General features: G+C 61.0%; 21 protein-coding genes. 15 read left to right on the top strand and 6 right to left on the bottom strand.

The genetic code is table 11. The features are described from left to right. Positions 1 to 72 precede the first annotated feature (72 nt). Entirely contained in the window at positions 73 to 480 is a 408-nt protein-coding gene (locus tag PQR02_RS16200) for a GFA family protein (protein ID WP_408232539.1), read from the top strand. 10 nt (positions 481 to 490) lie between these two features. Here the strand turns inward: PQR02_RS16200 and PQR02_RS16195 are convergent, their stop codons facing one another. Beyond that, a complete protein-coding gene (locus tag PQR02_RS16195) occupies positions 491 to 901 on the bottom strand; it encodes a GFA family protein (RefSeq protein ID WP_408232536.1) in 411 nt (136 codons plus the stop codon). 63 nt (positions 902 to 964) lie between these two features. Further along, entirely contained in the window at positions 965 to 2,038 is a 1,074-nt protein-coding gene (locus PQR02_RS16190) for a diguanylate cyclase domain-containing protein (protein WP_408232533.1), read from the bottom strand. Positions 2,039 to 2,522: 484 nt separating this feature from the next. Between PQR02_RS16190 and kdpF the strand changes: the two genes are divergently transcribed. From kdpF to PQR02_RS16150, 8 genes are all read left to right on the top strand, one after another. Then, positions 2,523 to 2,618: a K(+)-transporting ATPase subunit F gene (kdpF, locus tag PQR02_RS16185; RefSeq protein WP_028193906.1), complete on the top strand. Its 96-nt coding sequence runs from the start codon at positions 2,523 to 2,525 to the stop codon at positions 2,616 to 2,618. After that, the gene (gene kdpA / locus PQR02_RS16180; protein WP_408232529.1) at positions 2,615 to 4,423 is read left to right on the top strand and encodes a potassium-transporting ATPase subunit KdpA; all 1,809 of its coding nucleotides are present in this window, start codon (positions 2,615 to 2,617) and stop codon (positions 4,421 to 4,423) included. Before kdpF ends, kdpA begins: the two co-directional genes overlap by 4 nt. 13 nt (positions 4,424 to 4,436) lie before the next feature. Then, the gene (kdpB, locus tag PQR02_RS16175) at positions 4,437 to 6,572 is read left to right on the top strand and encodes a potassium-transporting ATPase subunit KdpB (protein ID WP_408232526.1); all 2,136 of its coding nucleotides are present in this window, start codon (positions 4,437 to 4,439) and stop codon (positions 6,570 to 6,572) included. Positions 6,573 to 6,591: 19 nt separating this feature from the next. After that, positions 6,592 to 7,173 carry a potassium-transporting ATPase subunit KdpC gene (gene kdpC, locus PQR02_RS16170; protein ID WP_408232523.1) on the top strand — a complete coding sequence of 194 codons (582 nt, stop codon included), beginning with the start codon at positions 6,592 to 6,594 and terminating at the stop codon, positions 7,171 to 7,173. A 20-nt stretch (positions 7,174 to 7,193) separates the two neighbouring features. Next, positions 7,194 to 7,892: a response regulator gene (locus PQR02_RS16165; RefSeq protein WP_408232521.1), complete on the top strand. Its 699-nt coding sequence runs from the start codon at positions 7,194 to 7,196 to the stop codon at positions 7,890 to 7,892. Positions 7,893 to 8,007: 115 nt separating this feature from the next. Continuing rightward, positions 8,008 to 8,223: a hypothetical protein gene (locus PQR02_RS16160; protein WP_408232518.1), complete on the top strand. Its 216-nt coding sequence runs from the start codon at positions 8,008 to 8,010 to the stop codon at positions 8,221 to 8,223. Between the two features lie 6 nt (positions 8,224 to 8,229). Continuing rightward, the gene (locus tag PQR02_RS16155; protein ID WP_408232515.1) at positions 8,230 to 8,574 is read left to right on the top strand and encodes a hypothetical protein; all 345 of its coding nucleotides are present in this window, start codon (positions 8,230 to 8,232) and stop codon (positions 8,572 to 8,574) included. 121 nt (positions 8,575 to 8,695) lie between these two features. Next, on the top strand, positions 8,696 to 9,103 hold the full coding sequence (locus tag PQR02_RS16150; protein WP_408232512.1) for a universal stress protein: 408 nt from the start codon (positions 8,696 to 8,698) through the stop codon (positions 9,101 to 9,103). 172 nt (positions 9,104 to 9,275) lie between these two features. Here the strand turns inward: PQR02_RS16150 and PQR02_RS16145 are convergent, their stop codons facing one another. From PQR02_RS16145 to PQR02_RS16135, 3 genes are all read right to left on the bottom strand, one after another. Beyond that, positions 9,276 to 10,790: a CoA transferase gene (locus PQR02_RS16145; protein WP_408232509.1), complete on the bottom strand. Its 1,515-nt coding sequence runs from the start codon at positions 10,788 to 10,790 to the stop codon at positions 9,276 to 9,278. Positions 10,791 to 10,880: 90 nt separating this feature from the next. Continuing rightward, positions 10,881 to 11,864, bottom strand: coding sequence for a 3-hydroxyacyl-CoA dehydrogenase NAD-binding domain-containing protein (locus PQR02_RS16140; protein ID WP_408232506.1), 984 nt, complete (start codon positions 11,862 to 11,864; stop codon positions 10,881 to 10,883). Continuing rightward, entirely contained in the window at positions 11,851 to 12,765 is a 915-nt protein-coding gene (locus PQR02_RS16135; protein WP_408232503.1) for a 3-hydroxyacyl-CoA dehydrogenase, read from the bottom strand. The genes PQR02_RS16140 and PQR02_RS16135 overlap by 14 nt, the downstream gene beginning before the upstream one ends. A gap of 551 nt (positions 12,766 to 13,316) precedes the next feature. On the opposite strand from PQR02_RS16135, the gene PQR02_RS16130 reads away from it, so the two are divergent. The 5 genes from PQR02_RS16130 to PQR02_RS16110 all read left to right on the top strand — a co-directional run bounded on the left by PQR02_RS16130 (position 13,317) and on the right by PQR02_RS16110 (position 18,439). Further along, complete coding sequence (locus PQR02_RS16130) at positions 13,317 to 14,207, top strand: LysR substrate-binding domain-containing protein (protein ID WP_408232500.1); 891 nt, start codon at positions 13,317 to 13,319, stop codon at positions 14,205 to 14,207. Between the two features lie 190 nt (positions 14,208 to 14,397). After that, positions 14,398 to 15,147: an SDR family NAD(P)-dependent oxidoreductase gene (locus tag PQR02_RS16125; RefSeq protein ID WP_408232497.1), complete on the top strand. Its 750-nt coding sequence runs from the start codon at positions 14,398 to 14,400 to the stop codon at positions 15,145 to 15,147. A 78-nt stretch (positions 15,148 to 15,225) separates the two neighbouring features. Further along, positions 15,226 to 16,554 carry an MFS transporter gene (locus tag PQR02_RS16120; protein WP_408232494.1) on the top strand — a complete coding sequence of 443 codons (1,329 nt, stop codon included), beginning with the start codon at positions 15,226 to 15,228 and terminating at the stop codon, positions 16,552 to 16,554. A 44-nt stretch (positions 16,555 to 16,598) separates the two neighbouring features. Then, positions 16,599 to 17,441 carry a transketolase gene (locus tag PQR02_RS16115; RefSeq protein WP_408232491.1) on the top strand — a complete coding sequence of 281 codons (843 nt, stop codon included), beginning with the start codon at positions 16,599 to 16,601 and terminating at the stop codon, positions 17,439 to 17,441. Then, positions 17,438 to 18,439 (top strand): transketolase family protein, encoded by a 1,002-nt coding sequence (locus tag PQR02_RS16110; RefSeq protein WP_408232488.1) that lies wholly within the window; start codon positions 17,438 to 17,440, stop codon positions 18,437 to 18,439. Before PQR02_RS16115 ends, PQR02_RS16110 begins: the two co-directional genes overlap by 4 nt. Before the next feature lie 312 nt (positions 18,440 to 18,751). On the opposite strand, the gene PQR02_RS16105 is transcribed toward PQR02_RS16110, so the two are convergent. Continuing rightward, positions 18,752 to 19,396, bottom strand: coding sequence for a hypothetical protein (locus PQR02_RS16105; RefSeq protein WP_408232485.1), 645 nt, complete (start codon positions 19,394 to 19,396; stop codon positions 18,752 to 18,754). A 281-nt stretch (positions 19,397 to 19,677) separates the two neighbouring features. Here PQR02_RS16105 and PQR02_RS16100 point away from each other — a divergent pair, with 281 nt between their 5' ends. Beyond that, a complete protein-coding gene (locus PQR02_RS16100) occupies positions 19,678 to 20,673 on the top strand; it encodes a ferritin-like domain-containing protein (RefSeq protein WP_408232482.1) in 996 nt (331 codons plus the stop codon). Positions 20,674 to 20,940: the final 267 nt, after the last annotated feature.

The raw sequence follows: 20,940 nt of genomic DNA, 5'->3' as shown, positions 1-20,940 counted from the left end.
TGGTTGAATCCGCCCATGACACGCGGACATTCGCGTTCATTTTGAGGATATCCATCAACATGGGAGAGCCCAATGCTGCGTACATACCTTGGAAGTTGCTATTGTCAACTAGTGAGGTTTGAAGCTCGGATTGATTTCAATAACGGTACGTCGAAATGCAATTGCAGCTACTGCAGCAAGCTGCGATTCTGGCACGTTTCGGTTCGTCGGGAAGAGTTTCGTCTCCTTTCCGATGAGATTGCACTGACCGAATATCAGGGCAAAAATCCGGTAGCGCATCACCCGTTTTGCAAGCAGTGTGGTGTTCATGTATTTGACCGCGTGGATATACCGAACGGAACGGGTTACCCGTATATCAATGTGAACATCATGTGCCTCGACGAACTTGACCTCGACGAAGCGCTGAATGCGCCGGTTACCTATCGTAATGGCCTGCAAAACGATTGGGACAATCCCCCTTCGGAAAACCAACATCTTTGATTTTTGTCGGTCAGGGAGCTCTTCCCAAATGTTGGGGGGCTTCGGGTTGGTGAACGTCCAACTGATGGCGTTCAGACATGAATTGCACGGATTCGGCCTTGAACCGCGAAGGATCATCAAGTGTTCCGGCATAAATGGTCACGATTTCCGGCGCGTGATGCGGTGTTCCAAACAGCAGACTGCCACAATGAGGGCAGAAATTGCGCGTCGTCGGTATCTCGCTCCCGCCGATCTTCGTATAAGACTTGATTTCGCCTTTGAATGAAAAATCTGCGGCGCTCGCTACAACGACAGGCAACCCCGCCGGGCCGGAAGCGCGCTGACAATCCCGGCAATAACAGATGAGTTGCGCGAGTGAAGCGCTCCGAGCTTCATATTGCACCGCGCCGCAAAGGCAGCGCCCAATCCATGGATTTGACATGGATCTTCTCCGGTCGAAATAACCTGCGATTTGTTTGGTTGGAAGGCCTCCAGCCTTGTGCGCTCACTCGCCTCGCTGCATTTCGGCTGCGTCAGCGAACGCAGTCTGCCCCTTTCCCAGTGTCTTTGCGCGGTACATTGCGCTGTCGGCAGCACGCATCAATGTCCGGGCATCGAAACGGGCCTGCCCGGTTCCGCCCGCTAGCATGCAGACTCCAATGCTGGCGGAAACGGCGACCGGATGTCCACCAACGGCTCGCACGTTGCTCAGGATCGCGTGAATACTATCGGCGATGGCTAGTGCGCCTTGCTTGTCATAGACGTGTTGGGCCAATACCACGAATTCGTCGCCGCCCAGGCGGGCGAGCGTGTCGCCGCGGCGCATGCGGCCCATCAGAGCCGTGGCAAAGCTCCGCAGCAATTCGTCCCCTACCGCATGTCCGTGGGTGTCGTTCACGTCCTTGAAACCATCAAGGTCGATGAGAAGCAAGGCGGTCCGGCCCGCTTCGACACCTCGCGTGACGAGTGTTCGGCTAATGGCCTGCTCGAGCCGGACCCGATTGCTCAGCCCCGTCAGAGGGTCGGTAGCAGCCTGTTTCTTCAGCCGGTGCACCAACACTGCCAGATAGAGCGATGTTGCCGCCACGCTAAACGCCATACCCAAGCCGACCGTCACGTTTGTCCGCCACCACGGTTGCCAGAGCGTCAGGCCGGCTAGACCGCCAAGCGCCACCGCACACGACAAGCCCAGCATGCGTTGGCCATATCGACAGCCGGCGCCTACGAGAAACCAGAAAACGACCCACAGCAGTGGGAGCGCGGCCTGGCCTCCAACCACCAGCGCCATCATTAGCGTGGCCTGGTCGGTAAGCGTGGTAAGGGTTAATCTGAGATTTGAGCGCGCTGGCGCCACGGTCACGGCGACGTACGTCGCCACGCCGAAAGTCACGTAAATTGCGACCGCCACTAGCGTCACATAGGTGTTTCTCGAGTGAGAAACAAAGGCGGCCGTCAGATATGCGAGAAGGACCACGGTGCCGAGCGATATGCGCAGGACCGCTTGCTCCTTCTCCGGGTTTTCCGAAAACGCGCCAAACACCGCTTGCCAGGGCCAAGAATGAGAATCCGCCGCGCCCATGCCAGCCACCCCGCTTAAATCTGAATTTTGTTGTCCGGTAGTTTAACCCGCGCACGCGTCTCGTTGACGCAAGCTGCGGAAAGGAACAGTCCGCTTAGGTGATCGACTGAATTCCGGTCGTGGCCTATACCCTCCTCCTGCATTCGCGCGTGAAAATCCTTTGACCGTCTTCGAGAAGCAAGCGCGGTCGTTTCGCGCTCGCAGGAATCGCCGCATAGCCGACGCCTGCCGCGACCATCCGCGAATGAAGCGCCGTTCCCGTTTCCCATGACATATACCCCCACGTCCGTGTTTTTTACAAATCTCCGCCGAGTATTAACGCTGTGTTTACGCGGGATTTCCTAAATTTCACGGTGCAGAAGTCCGTCGTGGGAGACCAGGCCATGGATCTGCTTTACCTCATCGCAATTATCGCGTTCAGCGGTCTCGTCGCGGCCTTCGTAGTCGGCTGCGACAAGCTTCGCCGCGCGCCGGGAGGCCGTCCATGACTACCTGGATGACCTGGCTCGCGGCGGCTTCGACGTTGATTCTCTTTGCCTACCTCGTGTATGCCTTACTGCGCGCGGAGGCCCTCGAATGAACTTCAATAATCTGCTTCAACCCGGCCTCTTCATCGTCGTGCTGATTGCGCTCGCCATCCCGCTCGGCCGTTACATGACCGGCGTCGTGGACGGGACTTCGATCGTCGTTCGCCGGATAGGGCGGCCGATCGAATCCGCGCTCTTCAAGCTCGCCGGGGTCGACCCGAACGCCGAAATGTCATGGAAGCAGTATGCGCTGGCCGTGCTCCTGTTCAACACGCTCGGCGTGCTCGCGGTCTATGGATTTCTGCGTTTGCAGCAATGGCTGCCCGCCAACCCGCAGGGCTTCGGACCGATGACGCCCGACGCCGCCTTCAACACGGCGATCAGCTTCGTGACCAACACGAACTGGCAGGATTACACGCCGGAATCGACCGTCAGCTATCTGACGCAGATGGCCGCGTTGACGGTGCAAAACTTCTTTTCGGCCGCTACGGGTATTGCTGTCGTCATTGCGTTGATCCGCGGCTTCGCACGTCATACGACGGCGACGATCGGCAATTTCTGGGTCGATCTGACGCGTGTCACGCTGTATATCCTCGTGCCGCTCGCGACTGCCATCGCGCTCGTACTCATCAGTCAGGGCGTGATTCAAAACTTCAAGTCCTATCAGGACGTGCCGACGCTGCAGGTGACGACGTATCAAACCCCGAAGGCGGATGCCCAAGGCAATCCCGTCAAGGACGCCAAAGGCGACCCGGCGATGGTGGACAACAAGGCCGACAAGCAGACAATCGCCATGGGGCCGGTTGCGTCGCAGGAAGCGATCAAGATGCTTGGCACCAACGGGGGAGGCTTCTTTAACGCCAATTCCGCGCATCCGTACGAGAACCCGACTCCGTTCGCCAACTTCGTGCAGATGATCGCGATGCTCGTCATCCCTGCTGCGTTGTGCCTCGTGTTCGGGCGGATGGTGGGGGACCGGCGTCAGGGCTATGCGGTACTCGCCGCGATGACGATCGCTTTCGCGCTCGCCTGCTGGGGTGAGATTTCCTCGGAGCAGAGCGGCAATCCGCTGTTTGCGTCGCTACATGTCGACCAGAGCGCGTCGGCTGGCAAGGCGGGCGGCAATATGGAAGGGAAGGAAACCCGCTTCGGCATCGCGCAATCCGGCATCTTCACGGTGGCCACCACAGCCGCGTCGTGCGGCGCGGTCCTCAACACGCACGATTCGCTGACACCGATGGGCGGCTTCGTTCCGCTGCTGCTGATCGAGCTCGGCGAAGTGATCTTCGGCGGTGTGGGCTCGGGTCTGTACGGCATGCTCGTGTTCGCGTTGCTGGCCGTGTTCGTGGCCGGCCTGATGATCGGGCGAACGCCGGAGTACATCGGCAAGAAAATCGAGTCGTACGAGATGAAGATGGTATCGATCGCCGTGCTGCTGACGCCACTGCTCGTCCTGGTCGGCGCGTCGATCTGTGTACTGACGGCCGCCGGCACGGCGGGCGTCGCCAATCCCGGTCCGCACGGCTTTTCCGAGATCCTCTACGCCTACAGCTCGGCTGCCAACAACAATGGCAGCGCTTTTGCGGGCCTCTCGGTCAATACGCCGTTCTACAACGGAACGCTGGCCGTCGCCATGTGGTTCGGCCGTTTCGGCTCGATTGTGCCGGTGCTGGCGGTAGCCGGGTCGCTTGCCGCAAAGAAACGCATATCCGCAACCGCCGGCACGCTGCCGACGCACGGCCCATTGTTCGTCGTGCTGTTGCTCGGCACGGTCGTGCTGGTCGGCGCGCTGACCTACGTGCCGGCGCTGGCGCTCGGCCCCGTCGTCGAACATCTGATCATGGTCGCGGGACATTGACTGAGAGGACAGCATGACTAACGGACTCCAACCGCCGGTTCATCAGCCTGGCAACATCGGTCAGGCACGCAACGCCGCGCGCTCGATGTTCGACCCGGTCATCGCGCGGCCGGCGCTGGTCGATTCGCTCAGGAAGCTTGCGCCGCGTCATCAGTTGCGCAACCCGGTGATGTTCTGTGTCTACGTCGGCAGCATTCTGACCACCGTACTGTGGATCGCCGCGCTCGGCGGCCAGGCCGAGGCGCCCGCCGGCTTCATCCTCGCGATTGCGCTGTGGCTCTGGTTCACGGTGCTGTTCGCCAACTTCGCGGAGGCGCTTGCCGAGGGCCGCTCGAAAGCGCAGGCGGCCTCGCTGCGCAGCGCGAAGCGCGACGTGATGGCAAAGAAGCTTCAGGAGGCCCATCCCAAGTCGCCGATCCGCATTACGACGGCGACCGATCTGCGCAAAGGAGACGTCGTGCTGGTCGAAACCGGCGACGTGATCCCGGCGGATGGCGAGGTGATCGAAGGTGTCGCGTCGGTCGACGAGTCGGCGATCACGGGGGAATCCGCGCCGGTGATCCGCGAGTCGGGCGGTGACTTTTCGTCGGTGACGGGCGGTACACGCGTGCTGTCGGATTGGATCGTCGTGCGGGTCAGCGTGAATCCGGGCGAAGCGTTTCTCGACCGCATGATCGCGATGGTGGAAGGCGCGAAGCGTCAGAAGACGCCGAATGAAATCGCGCTGACCATCCTGCTAGTCGCGCTGACCCTCGTGCTCCTGTTCGCTACCGCGACGCTGCTGCCGTTCTCGATGTTTTCCGTCGAAGTCGCGAAAGCGGGGCATGTGGTCACGATCACGGCACTCGTCGCGTTGCTGGTGTGCCTGATTCCGACGACGATCGGCGGGCTATTGTCGGCAATCGGCGTAGCGGGCATGAGCCGGATGATGCAGGCCAACGTGATCGCCACCTCGGGCCGCGCAGTGGAAGCCGCCGGCGATGTCGACGTGCTGCTGCTCGACAAGACCGGCACGATCACGCTCGGCAACCGTCAGGCGTCGCAATTCATATCCGGGCCAGGCTTGACTGAAGAAGCGCTCGCGGACGCCGCGCAACTGTCTTCGCTCGCGGACGAAACACCGGAAGGCCGCAGCATCGTCGTGCTTGCGAAGCAGCGCTTCAACATCCGCGAACGCGATATGCATGCATTGCAGGCGACCTTCCTCGCCTTCAGCGCGCAGTCGCGCATGAGTGGCGTCGATCTGCCGGAGCGCCAGATCCGCAAAGGCGCAGCCGATGCGATCAAACACTACGTGGAGGCTCACGGCGGCCGTTTTCCGGCAGAGGTCACGGCGGCGGTCACCGAAATAGCCCGGCGCGGCAGCACACCGCTTGTCGTCGCGGAGCAGAGCCACGACGCCAGCGCCGCACGTGTCATGGGTGTGATCGAGCTGAAGGATATCGTCAAGGGCGGCATCAAGGAGCGCTTCGCCGAACTGCGCAAGATGGGTATCAAGACCATCATGGTGACGGGTGACAACCGTCTGACGGCAGCGGCGATTGCCGCCGAGGCAGGCGTCGACGATTTCCTGGCCGAGGTGACGCCCGAGGCAAAGCTGACGACGATCCGCGCGCACCAGGCTGAAGGGCGGCTCGTCGCGATGACCGGCGACGGCACCAACGACGCCCCGGCGCTCGCACAGGCGGACGTGGCGGTGGCGATGAACACCGGCACCCAAGCGGCGAAAGAAGCCGGCAACATGGTCGACCTCGATTCGAATCCGACCAAGCTGATCGAGATCGTCGAGATCGGCAAACAGATGCTGATGACGCGCGGCTCGCTGACCACGTTCTCGATCGCCAACGACGTCGCCAAGTATTTCGCCATCATTCCGGCGGCATTTGCGACCACTTATCCGCAATTGCGCGTGCTCGACGTCATGCATCTGAGTTCGCCTTCGTCGGCGATTCTGTCGGCGGTGATTTTCAACGCGCTGATCATCGTGGCGCTGATTCCGCTTGCCCTCAAGGGTGTCAGGTATCGGCCACTGGGGGCGGCGTCGCTGCTGCGTCGCAATCTTTTGATCTACGGACTGGGCGGCATTCTGCTGCCGTTTCCGTTCATCAAGCTGATCGATATGGTGCTGAACGTGTTCGACTGGGTTTGACCGCGATAGAGTGAACATCATGAAAACGCTAATTCGCCCGGTACTTGTCCTCTTCATCCTGATGACCGTGATCACCGGGGTGATCTATCCGGTCGTCGTCACGGCCATCGGCCACGGCGCCTTCGGGGCACAGGCAGGCGGCAGCCTGATCGAGAGGAACGGCAAGCCGGTCGGCTCTAAACTGATCGGTCAGCAGTTCGACGCGCCGTACTATTTCTGGGGACGCTTGTCGGCCACCAGTCCCATGCCCTACAACGCGCAGAATTCGGGCGGTTCGAACCTCGGGCCGACCAACCCCGCGCTTGCGGGCGAAATCAAGGGCCGTCTCGATGCCTTGAAAGCCGCAGGTAACGACATGTCGCAACCGGTGCCGGTGGACCTGGTAACGTCCTCGGGCAGTGGACTCGACCCGGAAATCAGCCCGGCGGCCGCAGCCTATCAGATTGCGCGTGTGGCGAAAGCCCGAGGCCTGCCGACCGACCAGGTTCGTGATCTTGTCACCCGCAATACGTCGGGGCGGCAGTTCGGCATTCTCGGCGAAGCGCGCGTGAACGTGCTGAAGCTCAACCTTGCGTTGGACGACCTCAGGCCAATGCAGTGACGTCGACGCTCGCGGCCGTTATGAGCGAACCCACCATAACCGTCGTTGTAATAGACGATGACAAAACCATCAGCCGCTTCATTCGCACGCACCTCGAAGCGCACGGGATGAGCGTGTTCGGAGCGCAGACAGGTGCACAAGGTCTCGCCCAGGCCGCGACGCGGCTGGCGGATCTCGTCATCACTGATCTCGCCTTGCCTGATATGGACGGCATCGAAGTGATCCGCCAGTTGCGCGGCTGGTCGGCGATGCCGGTGATCGTCCTGTCGGCGCGAAACCGCGAGGAAGACAAGGTCGCCGCGCTCGACGCCGGTGCCGACGATTATCTGACCAAGCCGTTTGGCTTGCCCGAGCTAGGCGCGCGGATTCGTGCGCATTTGCGCAGGCAAACCGCACCGGGACGGGTCGGTTCGCCGCTGGTCCATTTCGGCCAGGTCACGGTCGATCTCGGCGAGCGGCAAGTGCTGCGCGATAGCCATATTGTTCATCTCAGTCCCACCGAATATCGGCTTCTCTCGACACTGGTACGTCATTCGGGGCGGGTATTGACGCATGCGCAACTGCTTGGCGAGGTATGGGGTCCGTTGCAAACCGATAACCACCATTATCTGCGGGTCTACATGGGACATCTGCGCCACAAGCTCGAAAGCGATCCGGCGCACCCCGAGCACATCATCACTGAGTCGGGCGTGGGGTACCGGCTGGTCGGCGCGCAGTGAATTTCATTGGATTTTTACGCTGTCGCAGGCAATCGTTTCGCGGTGTTAACGTTGTCCTCCGTATAGTTTGTGGCTGGCATTCGCCACAACGATTATCCGAATTGCTGGAGGTTATATGGCATTCAAACAAACGAAGGGAAGCGTGACCGTCGAGGCTTGTGTGCTTCCCGCCCCGGGCCGCATGTTCAAAGGAGCCCTACGCGTCACGGTGACCCGGAACGGCAAGGAGATTCAGCGAATCACCGGGCGTGGCTGCGGTCGGCCGATGTCGATTTCCGCACAAGCGCTGGAACTGGCCGAAGTCGAAGCTCGTCGCGTGCTTGGAATCTGACCTGCCATGACCCCCTCAAGATTCGCGATGATGTTCCGGGGAATGTGCAAGGTCGTCGCCATCGCCTTCGCGGCCAATCAGATTCTCACGACGCTTTTCACCTATCTCGCGCGGCAACTCGATACTGCGCTGCCGAATGAAACCGTTTGGCTTTTCAGTTGCGTGACGTGCGGACTATTGACACTATGGCTGCAATCCGACGCACGTCGCGCATTCGGCGTCGCGCGTGAGAAGGGCTTTGTGAAGAAGGGCGGCGACCGCCAGCCGTATGTGCAGATTGCCGACGACTGCCCGAGACGCTGGCTCGTGATCCTGCATATCGAACTGAATCCGGCAGCCATTCAGGCGTAGCCACGCGGTTCGCGGACTGACCGCCGCCATTGAACAAATCGAATACTTTTACACGGCTTTAACGCAGCTTTCGCTAAGCTCAAAATACAGAAGTACCGGTGTGAAGTTTTCGATGATACGAATGCTGATTCCCGTCCTCGATCATCGCGGTGCGGTCGAAGCCGCACGCTATGCGGTGTCCATGTTTCTGGAACGCGGTGTCACAGAGGTCGAATTGGTGGAAGTTCTCGAGCCCGTCGATCAAGGACGCGCCACCGCCTTCCATACCCGCGGCGCTCTGGTTCGCCGCGAGAAGCGGGCTATGCTGAAGGCGTTGATCGACGCCCGCAACATTCTCGAGGACGCCGGCGTGCCGTACCGCTGGAAGCGCATATCCGGCCGTTGGACAAAAGCGATCGCCGACTACGCGGCAATCACCCGGCCCGACGTCATGGTGATCGATGTCAGCCACATGGGCTTCTTCCGCAGACAGATCATGTTCGCGTCCTTGTCGAGGCGCACCGTCACTCCGGTGACGTTGGTCCACTGAATCATCCGACATTGACTGGCAGCAGCACCTTGTGTTTGCCCTGCTGATGCAGCCGTGTCTGGATTTCCGTCGGCGCGTGATGATGCAGCCACCTGGTCAGGAAGCTAACCGACATCAACGATTACGCCGTCGTGCCCCCGGCCGACTTCGCAGAAGTGCACGTCGGGCGCCTTCAGCGTGTCAGCCATTCGGGCTTGCTCGATCCTCTTGGCACGAGCACTGTCCTGAAGGACCCGGGAGTCTTCGACAGGACCACCTGGTCGGTCATGCCCTGATACGTGCCCAGCGGGGTCTCCGCCGTGAACAGATCGGGAGCGACGTACGCGTGCTCCCCGGAAGATCCGGCGGCCGCGCGGGCGTAGTCCCTGTCGAAGATGCCGAGCGAGAACAGCCACAGCACGGTGCGGGTCAGGGAAACGGTGACCCGATAGCTGCCACCCTCGATCGCACGACTGCGCAGCGCTGCCAGTACACCGACCGTGCCGAGCCAGCCCACCACGTTGTCGACAATGGGGATGATCGGCGGCGATTTCGGACGCGCGAGTGTGCCTTCGACGGCGAACAGCCCCGAGACGGCCGCGCCGATTTCATCGAATCCCGGACGATACTTCCAGGGGCCCTTGGCACCGTGAAGCAGGACACTGGCATGGATCAACCCAGGCTTCCTGCCACAGAGCTCGTCGGCATCCAGACCACGGCGCTCCAGATAGCCCGGACGCTTGTTCGCGAAGAAGACGTCGGCATCCTTCAGCAGGAGATCGAATTTTGCGCGATCCTCCTTCGAGTAATCCAGGATCGTCGAGCGCATCCCGACCTGAGTATCCCACGCGAACGCTTCGATCTCGCTGTCGTCGTACGGCCGCCAGATGTTGAGGACATCGGCCCCGTGCAAAGCGAGGTCTCTCCCGATGGCCGCTCCGGCAATCACGTGACCCATTCCAAGTGCGCGAATGCCGTCCAGCGGAGCGGTGCCATCTTTCCTGAATGGGATCGGCTCGCTTTCGCCGATCTTTTCCACGTTGATCAGCGACATTCTCGAGAGGACCTCGGTGTACTGAAGCTCCTTGCGGAATTCCTCGAAAGTACGCACCTTGGCGATGACGATTCCGGCGTCTGCCGCCGCATTCTCCAGGTCATCCGCGCGCCATTGCAGAATGGCGTTGCGTACGGATTCCGGGCTGGCGTCGCACCGGAGCAGGCTGAGCTCGCGGGCAGCCAGCTTTGGATAGATGTTCAGGGGCACGACGTGCCGTCCATCGCGAGTTTCGCGAAAGAGATTCGTATCGACTTTGAGGGCCGGAGAACGTCCATTGATCGTCTCCCATTTCAGATCGAAAAACCCGGCGAAGCGCCGCAACGCTTTACGAACGTCCACTTCGATGTCCTGTTCCTCGCCGCTGCGCAGTCGCCATAGCGCAGCGACGCCGACGGCCTTGGCGGCCAGGGCGATCGCGGACAACGAGCCGAACCGGAAGAGAGCGGGAATGATCGGATCCCGGCCGTGGAAAGTGATCTTGCCCCCGCTGTCCGCCGTCGATAAACCGACGTCTTTCAGTACGTCATTGAGCGCGCCGTGCAGGTCGATATCCGAACTCCGCGCCGGATTCGCGAGCTTCGATTGAATGATGCCGGTGAGCCGATCCGTTTTGTTTTCATTTTCGATTGGAAGATTGGTCGAGTCGTTCATTTGCAAGAATCCATTTCGTTAAGGAGTGTCAATGCCCGCGAGCCGCCCACGCGAGCCGCAGCCTCGCGTGGCGTGGCCGCGTCCGTGCCTTTAACGCGCAATTCCTTTGCTGCGCAGTTCGATGAGGCCGAGCAGCATCTCGTCACGCTCCGCCTCCAGCTCTTCGATGGATCGCGATCCGACCTCTGCGTGGACGCTGTCGATAAGCTTCTTCTGCACTTCCGGCGTCAGCTCCGGCGAGCCCAGATCCTTCCAGCCAGCCGTCATCGGGCCCGTGAACTGATGGAAGAAGTGCTCGATGCCGCCCGGGCCGCCGCCGAGGTGATTGAGCATCATGTTGCCCATCACGCCCCAGCGCAGGCCCGGCCCCCATGAAAGGGCGGTATCGGCGTCGGCGGCGCTCAGCACACCCTGCGCCACCAGGTAGTAGACCTCGCGCGCGACCGCGAACTGCAGACGGTTGGCGACATGGCCCTGCAATTCCTTGTGCAGGCGCACCGCCCGTTTCCCGATCGAGGTATAGAACTCCGTGGCGCGCCGGATCGTCTCTTCCGAGGTCTTTGTCCCGCCGACTATCTCGACCAGCGGAATCAGGTGCGGCGGATTGAACGGATGACCGACGACGCAGCGCTCGGGATGCAGCACGGCGCCCACCTGGATGCTGCTCATGGGCAGGGTCGAAGTGCTCGACGCGATGATCACGTTGGGTGGCAGCAGCTCATCGAGTTGCCGATAGAGCTCCTGCTTGAATTCGAGCCGCTCGGGGCCGTTTTCCTGGACGAGATCCACATCCGTGAGCGCTTGTGCGAGCACGGGGGTGAACGTCAGGTTCGCTTGCGACGCTCCGGGCGCAAGGCCCAATCTCTTGAGCGCCGGCCAGGCCGACTCCACGAACTCCTTGAGTTGGGCTTCGGCATTTGGCGCGATGTCCGTCGCAACGACCTGCAGTCCCTTGGCGAGAAACAGCGCGGTCCAGCTGGCGCCGATCACGCCGGTGCCGATGATGGCGATGCGACGAATGGCCGGGGTATCAGTCATGTCATTGTCTCCAATCCGTTGGTCAGACTTCGGCATAGGCGATGCCGGTGAGATTGCCTTGGGCGAAGAGGAAATTGCGCTGGTTCTTTCCATCGAGATCGACGCAATAGACGGAGCCGGCCAGGTCCGTGACGAACATCCGGTTGCCGGGAACGTCGAGCGCGATACCGATTGCCTCCATCAAGTGCGTAACGACGATTTCAGGCGACGCCTCCCCGTCGACCAGCACGCGACTGACGGTATTGCCGCGCGGAGGATCGCCGCGGTCAGTCCAGTAGAGGGCGCGGTTTATCAGGTCGAGCTCGAGGTCGATGGGCTCTGGCAGCCGGTCGAACAGGAGCTCGATGTCCGAGCGGTTTGCCGGGTCCTCGCCCCGCGGGATGTCGATACTGGCGCGGAAGAGGCGGCCCAGGCCGGCGTTGTCCGGGCCTTTCTGCGTCCAGTAAAGTTTCCCTAGCTTCGGATCGATCGTGATTCCAACGCACCAGCGGGTCGGGTCGAGCCGGTCCTTGTCGCCATGTCCGGTCGCGACCAGCGTTTCGACCTGAGAGCCGTCGAGGTTGGCGCGCATCACGCGCATGCCCTCGCGGTCGCACCAATAGAGCTTGCCGCCCGCCTTGTCGAGATGAATCTGCTTGGGTGTGTGCGTGACGCCTTGCGGGACGATGACCACGCGGTTCTTGCCGTCGAGGTCGGCGCGCTCGATCGAGCCATCATCGAGGCCGACCGTACCCATGTTGGTCCAATAGATATGACCAGCATCCGCCTCCACGACGATGCCGTCGGGGAGGCGGCAATCCGTGACGATCGTCTTGCGGTCGGATCCATCGGGCTTTGTCGAGTGAATGCGGCCGCCGCTCAATTCGAGGAAAAACAATCGGCCCGAGCGGGTCGCATCCGCGGAAACATGTGTTCCACTGCCTGGGGGCACGGTCATAGTGCGTCCTTTCGTGTGACTGCCATTGGAAGAGGGAAAAGAGACTGAATGCCGGGCGTGGCTGCGTACCGCCGGGTAGCGGTCTCGTCGATCATCGTGAAGGGTTCGGAAAGCCGGCGTTGGGTGCCGTGAAACTACCTGGGATACCGAAACCCCGAGTCTTTTCAATCATAGGTGGCGGGGGCGAAGGAGCGCTATTACATGAATCTGGTATGAGCCAAAACGAGGCCATTGGCGCTCGACGCTTGTTGAGCAACGAGGCCTGCCACCTGGGCGTGCCGCGGAGTACATAGGAAGGCAACGCCTCGGCCGAGCACGACGTTATCTTGTCGCGCGACATGCTCTTCAGATGTTGGTGTTGAACGTCTGCTATGGAGCAGCGCCTATGGCTGCTCCGGGATCGACTACGGCAGGTTGACGTCGGAAAGCGGCGAACGACGCAGCCTGTCGAGCTGGTGAGCAATTTGATAATCTGATTCGGCCGAACCCCGGCTTGCCTTTACCTCCCGGATGCGCGACATTGCTGGAACCGCCTGTAGCGAGGCCGAACAATGCGCATCCCACCACTGAAAGCCATCATCGCATTCGAGAGTGTCGCCCGTACGAAGAGCGTGAATCGGGCAGCTGATGAATTAGGACTGACGCCATCGGCGGTCAGCCATCAAATTGCCAATCTCGAATCCATGGTCGAAAGACCCTTGTTCACGAGAGTGGGGCGGGGACTGGTGCTGACGCCAACGGGTCAGCAATATCTGGCCGATGTCACCGGATCGCTCGCGGATCTGAGCCGCGCGACGGAGCGCGCATCGAGCCAGTCGGGCGTGGAGATTCTTCGCATTCATTCGAGCCCCAGCTTCGGGCTGATGTGGCTGCTGCCACGCCTCGCTTCCTTCCAGGAAGCGAACGGCGACATTCAATTGAATCTGGCGTGTTCATACGAGGATGTGTCATTCACGTCCGGCTACTATGACGTCGATGTACGGCATGGTTACGCGCATTGGACCGACGGCGAGATCAAAACGCTTCGTCATGAATTCATCGCGCCTCTTGCCTCGGAGGAATACCTGAGAAAGTTTCCAGTGCGCACCCCCGAGGATCTGATCGAGCGTCGTCTGATCTTCTCGGAGACGCCTCTCGTGCAGTGGAAGCAATGGTTCGGCAAGTTCGGCGTCGCGGAGTCGCGCAAGTCATACGATTTCGCTTTCGACCGCTCGTACATGTCGCTCGAGGCCGCCGCATTGGGACACGGCATCGCGCTCGAAAGCACGATGCTCGCATCGGTCCATCTGAAACGCGGTTCGCTCGTGCCGGTCTTCGATCGTACGTATGCGGTGGAGGTCGGAGCCCACCACCTCGTTTACCCTTCCCAGAACGCGGATTTGCCGCGCGTGGCCAAATTCCTGGCCTGGGTCGAGCAGGAGATCAACCGTGACGCCGTGTAGCGCCGGGCCCGCGCCAGGTCGGGACGGCGGCGCCCTGCCCATGCGAAAGGGCTGCTTTCTCACGCCCGTGACTCCAAGGTGCGGCGACACCTGAAAATTCTTCAGCAATAGTTGAGCCGAACTGCATTGATCGCGATGGTCGAAGCGCTGAAACTGCGTCTACCAACTAACGTGATCGATGGAGACAAACATGTTGCTCGACAGCAAAGTCGTAGTCGTAACCGGTGCGGCCTCGCCGCGCGGGATCGGCAAGGCGACCGCAAAAGCGCTTGCCGCCCAGGGCGCGCGAGTGGTGATTCTGGACCTTCGCAAGGAAGACGCCGAGAGCGCCGCGCGCGACCTCGGCGAACAGCACCTCGGCCTCGCCTGCGATGTGACCGACAAGACCGCATGCATTGCGGCCGCCAAGGCGGTCATCGAGAAGTACGGCCGCGTCGATGGCCTTATCAACAACGCGGGCATCACTCAGCCGTTGAAGACGATGGACATCGAAGCGCACAACTTCGATGCGGTCGTCGACGTGAACCTGCGCGGCACGCTCTATATGTCGCAAGCGGTTATTCCGCAGATGAGAAAGCAGAAAAGCGGCAGCATCGTCTGCATGTCGTCGGTCTCCGCGCAACGCGGCGGCGGCATCTTCGGCGGTCCTCACTACAGCGCCGCAAAAGCGGGCGTACTCGGCCTCGCTCGTGCCATGGCGCGTGAACTCGGGGCGGACAACATCCGCGTCAACTCGATCACGCCGGGCCTCATCCAGACCGACATCACCGGCGACAAGCTCACGACAGAGATGCGCGCCGACATCATCAAGGGCATTCCGCTCGGCCGGCTCGGCGATGCCGACGACGTCGCGAACGCCTGTCTGTTCCTTTCGAGCGACCTGTCCGCCTATCTCACCGGCATCACGCTCGACGTCAACGGCGGAATGTTGATCCACTAAGCACGACATCCGGCGCAAGTGCGGCGGATGAGTCAATGCACCCGGGGAAAATCCGGGGCGATATGGCAGGAGACAAGCATGAAAACGAAGGCCACCGCGCCGTCAATGACGGGCGATGTCACATCGCTCGCCGATTCGGCGAGTTTCGAATCAAAAACGTATGCCAAGGTTGGACGGCGCTTGATACCGTTCCTGATGGTGTGCTATCTGGGCGCTTATCTCGATCGCGTCAACGTGGGCTTTGCGAAACTGCAGATGCTCAACGACCTGCGATTCAGCGAAACCGTATATGGCATCGGCGCCGGGGTTTTCTTTCTCGGCTATTTCCTCTTCGAGGTGCCGAGCAATCTCCTGTTGCATAGGGTCGGCGCACGCAACTGGCTCGCTCGCATCATGCTGACGTGGGCAGTCATTTCCGCCTGCTTCGTCTTCGTGAGGTCGCCCACCAGCTTCTATGTGCTCCGCTTTCTATTGGGCGTGGCCGAGGCGGGGTTCGCGCCCGGCGTCATCCTGTATCTGACTTACTGGTTTCCTTCGGCACGGCGAGCGAAGGCGCTTTCGCTCTTTTTCATGGCAATTCCGCTTGCCGGCATTGTCGGCGGGCCGCTGTCCGGTTTCATCCTGCATGCGTTCCAGGGGGTACATGGCCTCGCGGGCTGGAAGTGGCTGTTCATCCTCGAAGCACTGCCGTCGTTGCTCCTTGGCGTCGCCATCCTGCTCTACCTCGACAACGGTATCGCTGCGGCCAAGTGGCTCACTGATGCGGAGAAGGCGCTCCTCGCACGCAACGTGGCGAACGACAACGCCCACAAGGTCGCCCATGTGTCGATCAGGTCTTTTATCGGCGATCGTCGTTTGTGGTTGATGGCTGCCATCTACTTCTGCGTCGTGCTCGGTCAGTATGGGCTTACGTTCTGGCTGCCGACGATCATCCGCAAGTCCGGCGTGGCGGACCCGCTGTGGGTGGGCGTCTTTACGGCCATTCCTTACCTCTGCGCCATCATTGCGCTGCCGCTGGTGGGAGCAAGCGCTGACCGCCATCGCGAACGGCGTCTGCATCTTGCGATCCCGATGCTCGTATCGGCGGCGGGCTTTGCAACGCTTCCGATGCTGGGCGGAGTCGGCGCGTCGTTGGTGTGTGTCAGCGTGGCCGCCGCCGGCATCCTCGCATCGTCGTCACAGTTCTGGTCGCTGCCGACCGCGCTCCTCGGCGGCATGTCCGCAGCGGCGGGTATCGCCGCGGTGAAGTGCTTCGCCAATCTCGCAGGCTTCTTCTCGCCGGCCATTGTCGGCTGGTTGAACGACCTGACGGGCAAGTCGACGGCCGGGCTCATCTTTATCTCCGTCGCTGTCGTCATCGGTGCCGGGCTTGTTTTCCTCGTACCAGCCAAAACTGTCAATCGCTGACATCGTCTGCTGCAAAGACTCACTTTTTAAATCAAGGAGACACCATGAACAGTCCGTCATCAGATGCGGTGACGCTCGCCGAGCGCGCCTACCGGATTCGCAGAAACGCCTTGCTGATGGGCGAAGTGCAGGGACAAGGCTATATCGGCCAGGCACTCGACATTGCCGATGTACTCGCGGTCGCCTACTTCGGCGCGATGCGCTACCGGGCCGACGATCCCGAATGGGAAGGCCGCGACCGCTTCCTGCTGTCCAACGGCCACTATGCGATCGCGCTTTACGCCGCGCTTTTCGAAGCCGGCTTCCTGCCACCGGAAGAACTCGAAACCTACGGCAGCGATGACAGCCGGTTGCCGATGTCCGGCATGGCGAGCTACACGCCCGGCATGGAGATGTCCGGCGGCTCGCTCGGCCACGGTCTGACGATCGCGGTTGGCCGCTGCCTGGGACTGAAGCGCAAAGCCTCGAAGGCCTTCGTCTACACGCTCTTCTCCGACGGCGAACTCGATGAAGGCGCGATCTGGGAAGGCCTCATGTCGGCGGCTCACTGGAAGCTCGACAACCTGATCGCCATGGTCGACGTCAACAACCAGCAGGCCGACGGTCCGTCGTCGAAGATCATGGCGTTCGAGCCGCTCGTCGAGAAGCTCGAAGCGTTCGGCTGGTACGTGCAACGCATCGACGGCAACGACATCGATGCCGTGAAGGCGGCTTTCGATGCAGCGCGCAGCCATCCGAAAGAGCAGCCCCGGATTATCGTTTGCGATACCCGCATGGGGTGCGGCGTGCCATTCCTTGAAGAACGGGAAAAGAACCATTTCATCCGCGTCGATGCCCATGAGTGGCAGCTGGCGCTCGCAGCACTCGAAGCAGGGAGACAAGCATGAGCGACACCACCACCAAAAAGCCGCGTCTGAAGACCTCGGCGATGATTGCATCAATCGCCGGCGAAGGACAGGTCACGCGTTCCGCTCCGTTCGGCCATGCATTGGCCCAACTGGCTCGGGAGAAGACGAACGTAGTGGGTATGACTGCCGACCTCGGCAAGTACACCGACCTGCACATCTTCGGCAAGGAATTTCCGGAACGCTACTACCAGATGGGCATGGCCGAGCAGTTGCTGATGGGCGCGGCCGCCGGTATGGCGCACGAAGGCGCCCAGCCGTTCGTGACGACGTACGCCGTGTTCGCAACCCGTCGTGCGTATGACTTCATGCACCAGGCCATCGCCGAGGACAACCTCGACGTGAAGATCATCTGCGCACTGCCTGGCCTCACGACCGGCTACGGTCCGAGCCACCAGGCGGCAGAGGATCTTGCCCTGATGCGTGCGATGCCGAACATGACGGTGATCGATCCGTGCGACGCGCTCGATACCGAACAGATGGTGCCCGCGATCGCCGCGCATAACGGCCCGGTGTATGCGCGCTTGCTGCGGGGCAACGTTCCGGCCGTACTCGATGAATACGACTATCAGTTTGAACTTGGCAAGGCGAAGCTGCTTCGCGACGGCGCCGAGGTGCTGATCATTTCGTCGGGCATCATGACCATGCGCTCGCTGGAAGTCGCAAAGCTTCTGGAAGCGGACAACGTCGGGGTCGGTGTGTTGCACGTGCCGACCATCAAGCCGCTCGATACCGCGACGATCGTGCGAGAAGCGAAGCGCACGGGCAGGATGGTCGTGGTCGCCGAGAATCACACGGTGATCGGCGGGCTCGGAGAAGCGGTCGCGACCACGCTGCTCACGGCCGGCGTTACGCCGACCTACCGTCAAATCGCACTGCCCGATGAGTTTCTCGCCGCGGGCGCGCTGCCGACCTTGCACGATCGCTATGGGATCTCGACCAACGTCATGGCCGATACCATCAAAGGGTGGCTTGGATGAGCCCACGGTGTCGGTCAGACGCTGCAGACATCGCTGCGCCTGAGTGTGAAACGAGTCATCCGCCAGTTTGAAGGGGACGGTGCGTCAGTTGCATCGACGCACCGTGACGGTAACCGCCGAGGTGCTTTCATAGCGCATCCGCATCCGCGCGAACTTCGAAGTGGAGCGGTCGTTCGGGTGACCGAATCGTGTGACGCGCGAGCAGCAACAATTGGCCGGGCACGGAAGCCCAATGAAGCGGACAACCCTCCTCTCGCCTGTGTCCAGCCGGGTGTAGCAGTTTGCGCGGGAACAGCGCCCCCCAGATGTAGCTCAGTTTTGGACGTTTTTCTCGCAATCTTCCCAGTACCTCAGCGGGTCGTGATGTTGTGGATAGCGTAAGTCGAGCCACGCTGACAGCCTGGTCCAATCTGGATGGTTGGTACCCGTTTGAGCAGACCAGGTCGACGACCTCTCAAGAATGTGACCGTTCTCGCGATCACGGACAAGCAAGCTGCCTAGTCCGCTTGAGCTGTTCGCCTGTGACTCAACAAGATACCGTGGCAGAACCCTGAGTTCAGCATCCTTGGCCCACCCGTATAAGGCGCGGACCACGCCGGACGGATCTCGCAGCTCTATGGGGCCGCTTTCCGGGCGAACGGCGGTCCATCCTTCAGGAAACTCGGCGACCACCTCGTTTTTAGCCTCCCTCACCCACTTCACGCGCCATGCGCGAGCCATTGCCTCGCGCATGCGAGACACCGACTCGTAGCCGGCCGGCAACTCGACCGCCATCGGAAGAGTAATGAGGTTGTCTTTCCAGAGTTTGGTTTCGTCGTCGACGCGCTCGACCACGTCGAATGCCCCTGCTTCGAAGGGGTTCTCGGGCCGGCTCGATACTCTCGCGTTGCCCTCGGGCAGACCCTCGAAAAGGCGCTCAGCATCATGCCGGGTAAGTTTTGTCTTTCCTTTCTTCATGGGTCTCTCTGCAGCAAAGTTGTCTCGCTCACGCCCGGGCACTCGTGACCGAAGTCGGGCGTCACCTCCTCTCATGCGCGTTCGAAGGTGCTCACGATCCTATTCTGCGCTTTTTCGCCAAGGAGCGGCACAGTGCTGAAGTCTTGCGGCAAAAGCGACTTTGGGAACACCGGGCTTATGCCACCAGTTCAGGTGGTCAGATATCGAGGCGCCACTTTGACACAAAGCCCCTCAAGTAGTGTCAGAATTCGTGGTGATGCATTCACCTGGGAGTTTCCGGAATGAATGATTCGACCTCGGACACATTCGCTGTCGAACGCCTGATTCAAGGCTTCACCGCGCCAGATCTGCCGCGAGACAGACCCGACCAGGCCTCCATCGACGTGGCAGACCGCAATGCCCGGCAGTGGACGAGCAACATCGCTGGACCGCTGAAGCCGGGCTCCGATGAGCATCGCCGCGAGATATGCCGAATGTTTCGCGAGACCTTCAATCCGTATCGTCCATCGGTGCTCGAATGGCCCAATCTCGAGCCCGACACACTTGAGCGGATTGTTTCGCTGCCGATATGGGACATTGCCGTGCAGACGGAAGGCAGGGCACGGCTGCGCATGGCAGCGTACGCCGCTACCGTCAACGAGTCTGACTTACGCGAAGCGCTTGCGCTGAACGCATGGGAAGAAAGCCGCCATAAGGAGGTGCTCTCCCGGATGGTGGCCGCCTACGGCATTCCGCTCGCGAGCGAAGCGCCCTACGTCTATCCGAGGGACACCGAGTGGGCCTACCTCGTGACGGGGTACAGCGAGTGCATCGACAGCTTCTTCGCCTTCGGCCTGTTCGAGGTCGCCCGGCGTTCGGGACTGTTCCCGCCTGAGCTGATCGACACCTTCGAGCCGGTGATGCAGGAAGAATGCCGCCATATCCTGCTGTTCGCAAACTGGGTAGCATGGCATCGCGCACAGTTGTCGTGGTGGCAACGCATCCGCTTCGAGCTGAAAGTGGCCGGGGTGTGGGCGTTTCTCGGCTGGGAGAGGATGACCCTTGCGCGCACGCTCGATGCCGAGGGTAACCAGCACAAACACGATAACAACTTCACGGTGAACGGCGCGCAAGCCGTGTCCTCGGTCGAGGTCAGCGTGCGCGAACTGATGACACTGTGTCTCACGCAGAGCGAACGACGCTTCTCGGGTTACGACCATCGCCTGCTGCGCCCCGAGACGATGCCGAAGCTCGTGCGATTCGCGCTGCGGTTCATGCGGGCGAACAACACAAAGTAGCGGCGGGTGAAGCGCTTAAGACGGGTCAGTCACCGTGGAAGCTCAGCTATCGCTTGAACGCCAACCACTGCTCGAGTAAAAGAAGCACGGCAATCACAATCATGGCGGCTCCCGAAACCTGGTTGACCATGCGAGCAACCCGGCCAGCACGGTTGAGTAGCGGCTGCACTGTGCAAATGGGCACGCGTGGATGCCCTAGTCACCTTCAATTTCCCACTAAAACTCTTAATTCTTACCGTCAACCGAACGGTGCACCTTAGCACAACC

The sequence above is a fragment of the Paraburkholderia sediminicola genome (assembly GCF_046026895.1).
GTDB lineage: Bacteria > Pseudomonadota > Gammaproteobacteria > Burkholderiales > Burkholderiaceae > Paraburkholderia > Paraburkholderia sediminicola_C.
Note: the sequence above shows the minus strand (reverse complement) of the source record. Positions and strands in the feature narration are given on the sequence as shown.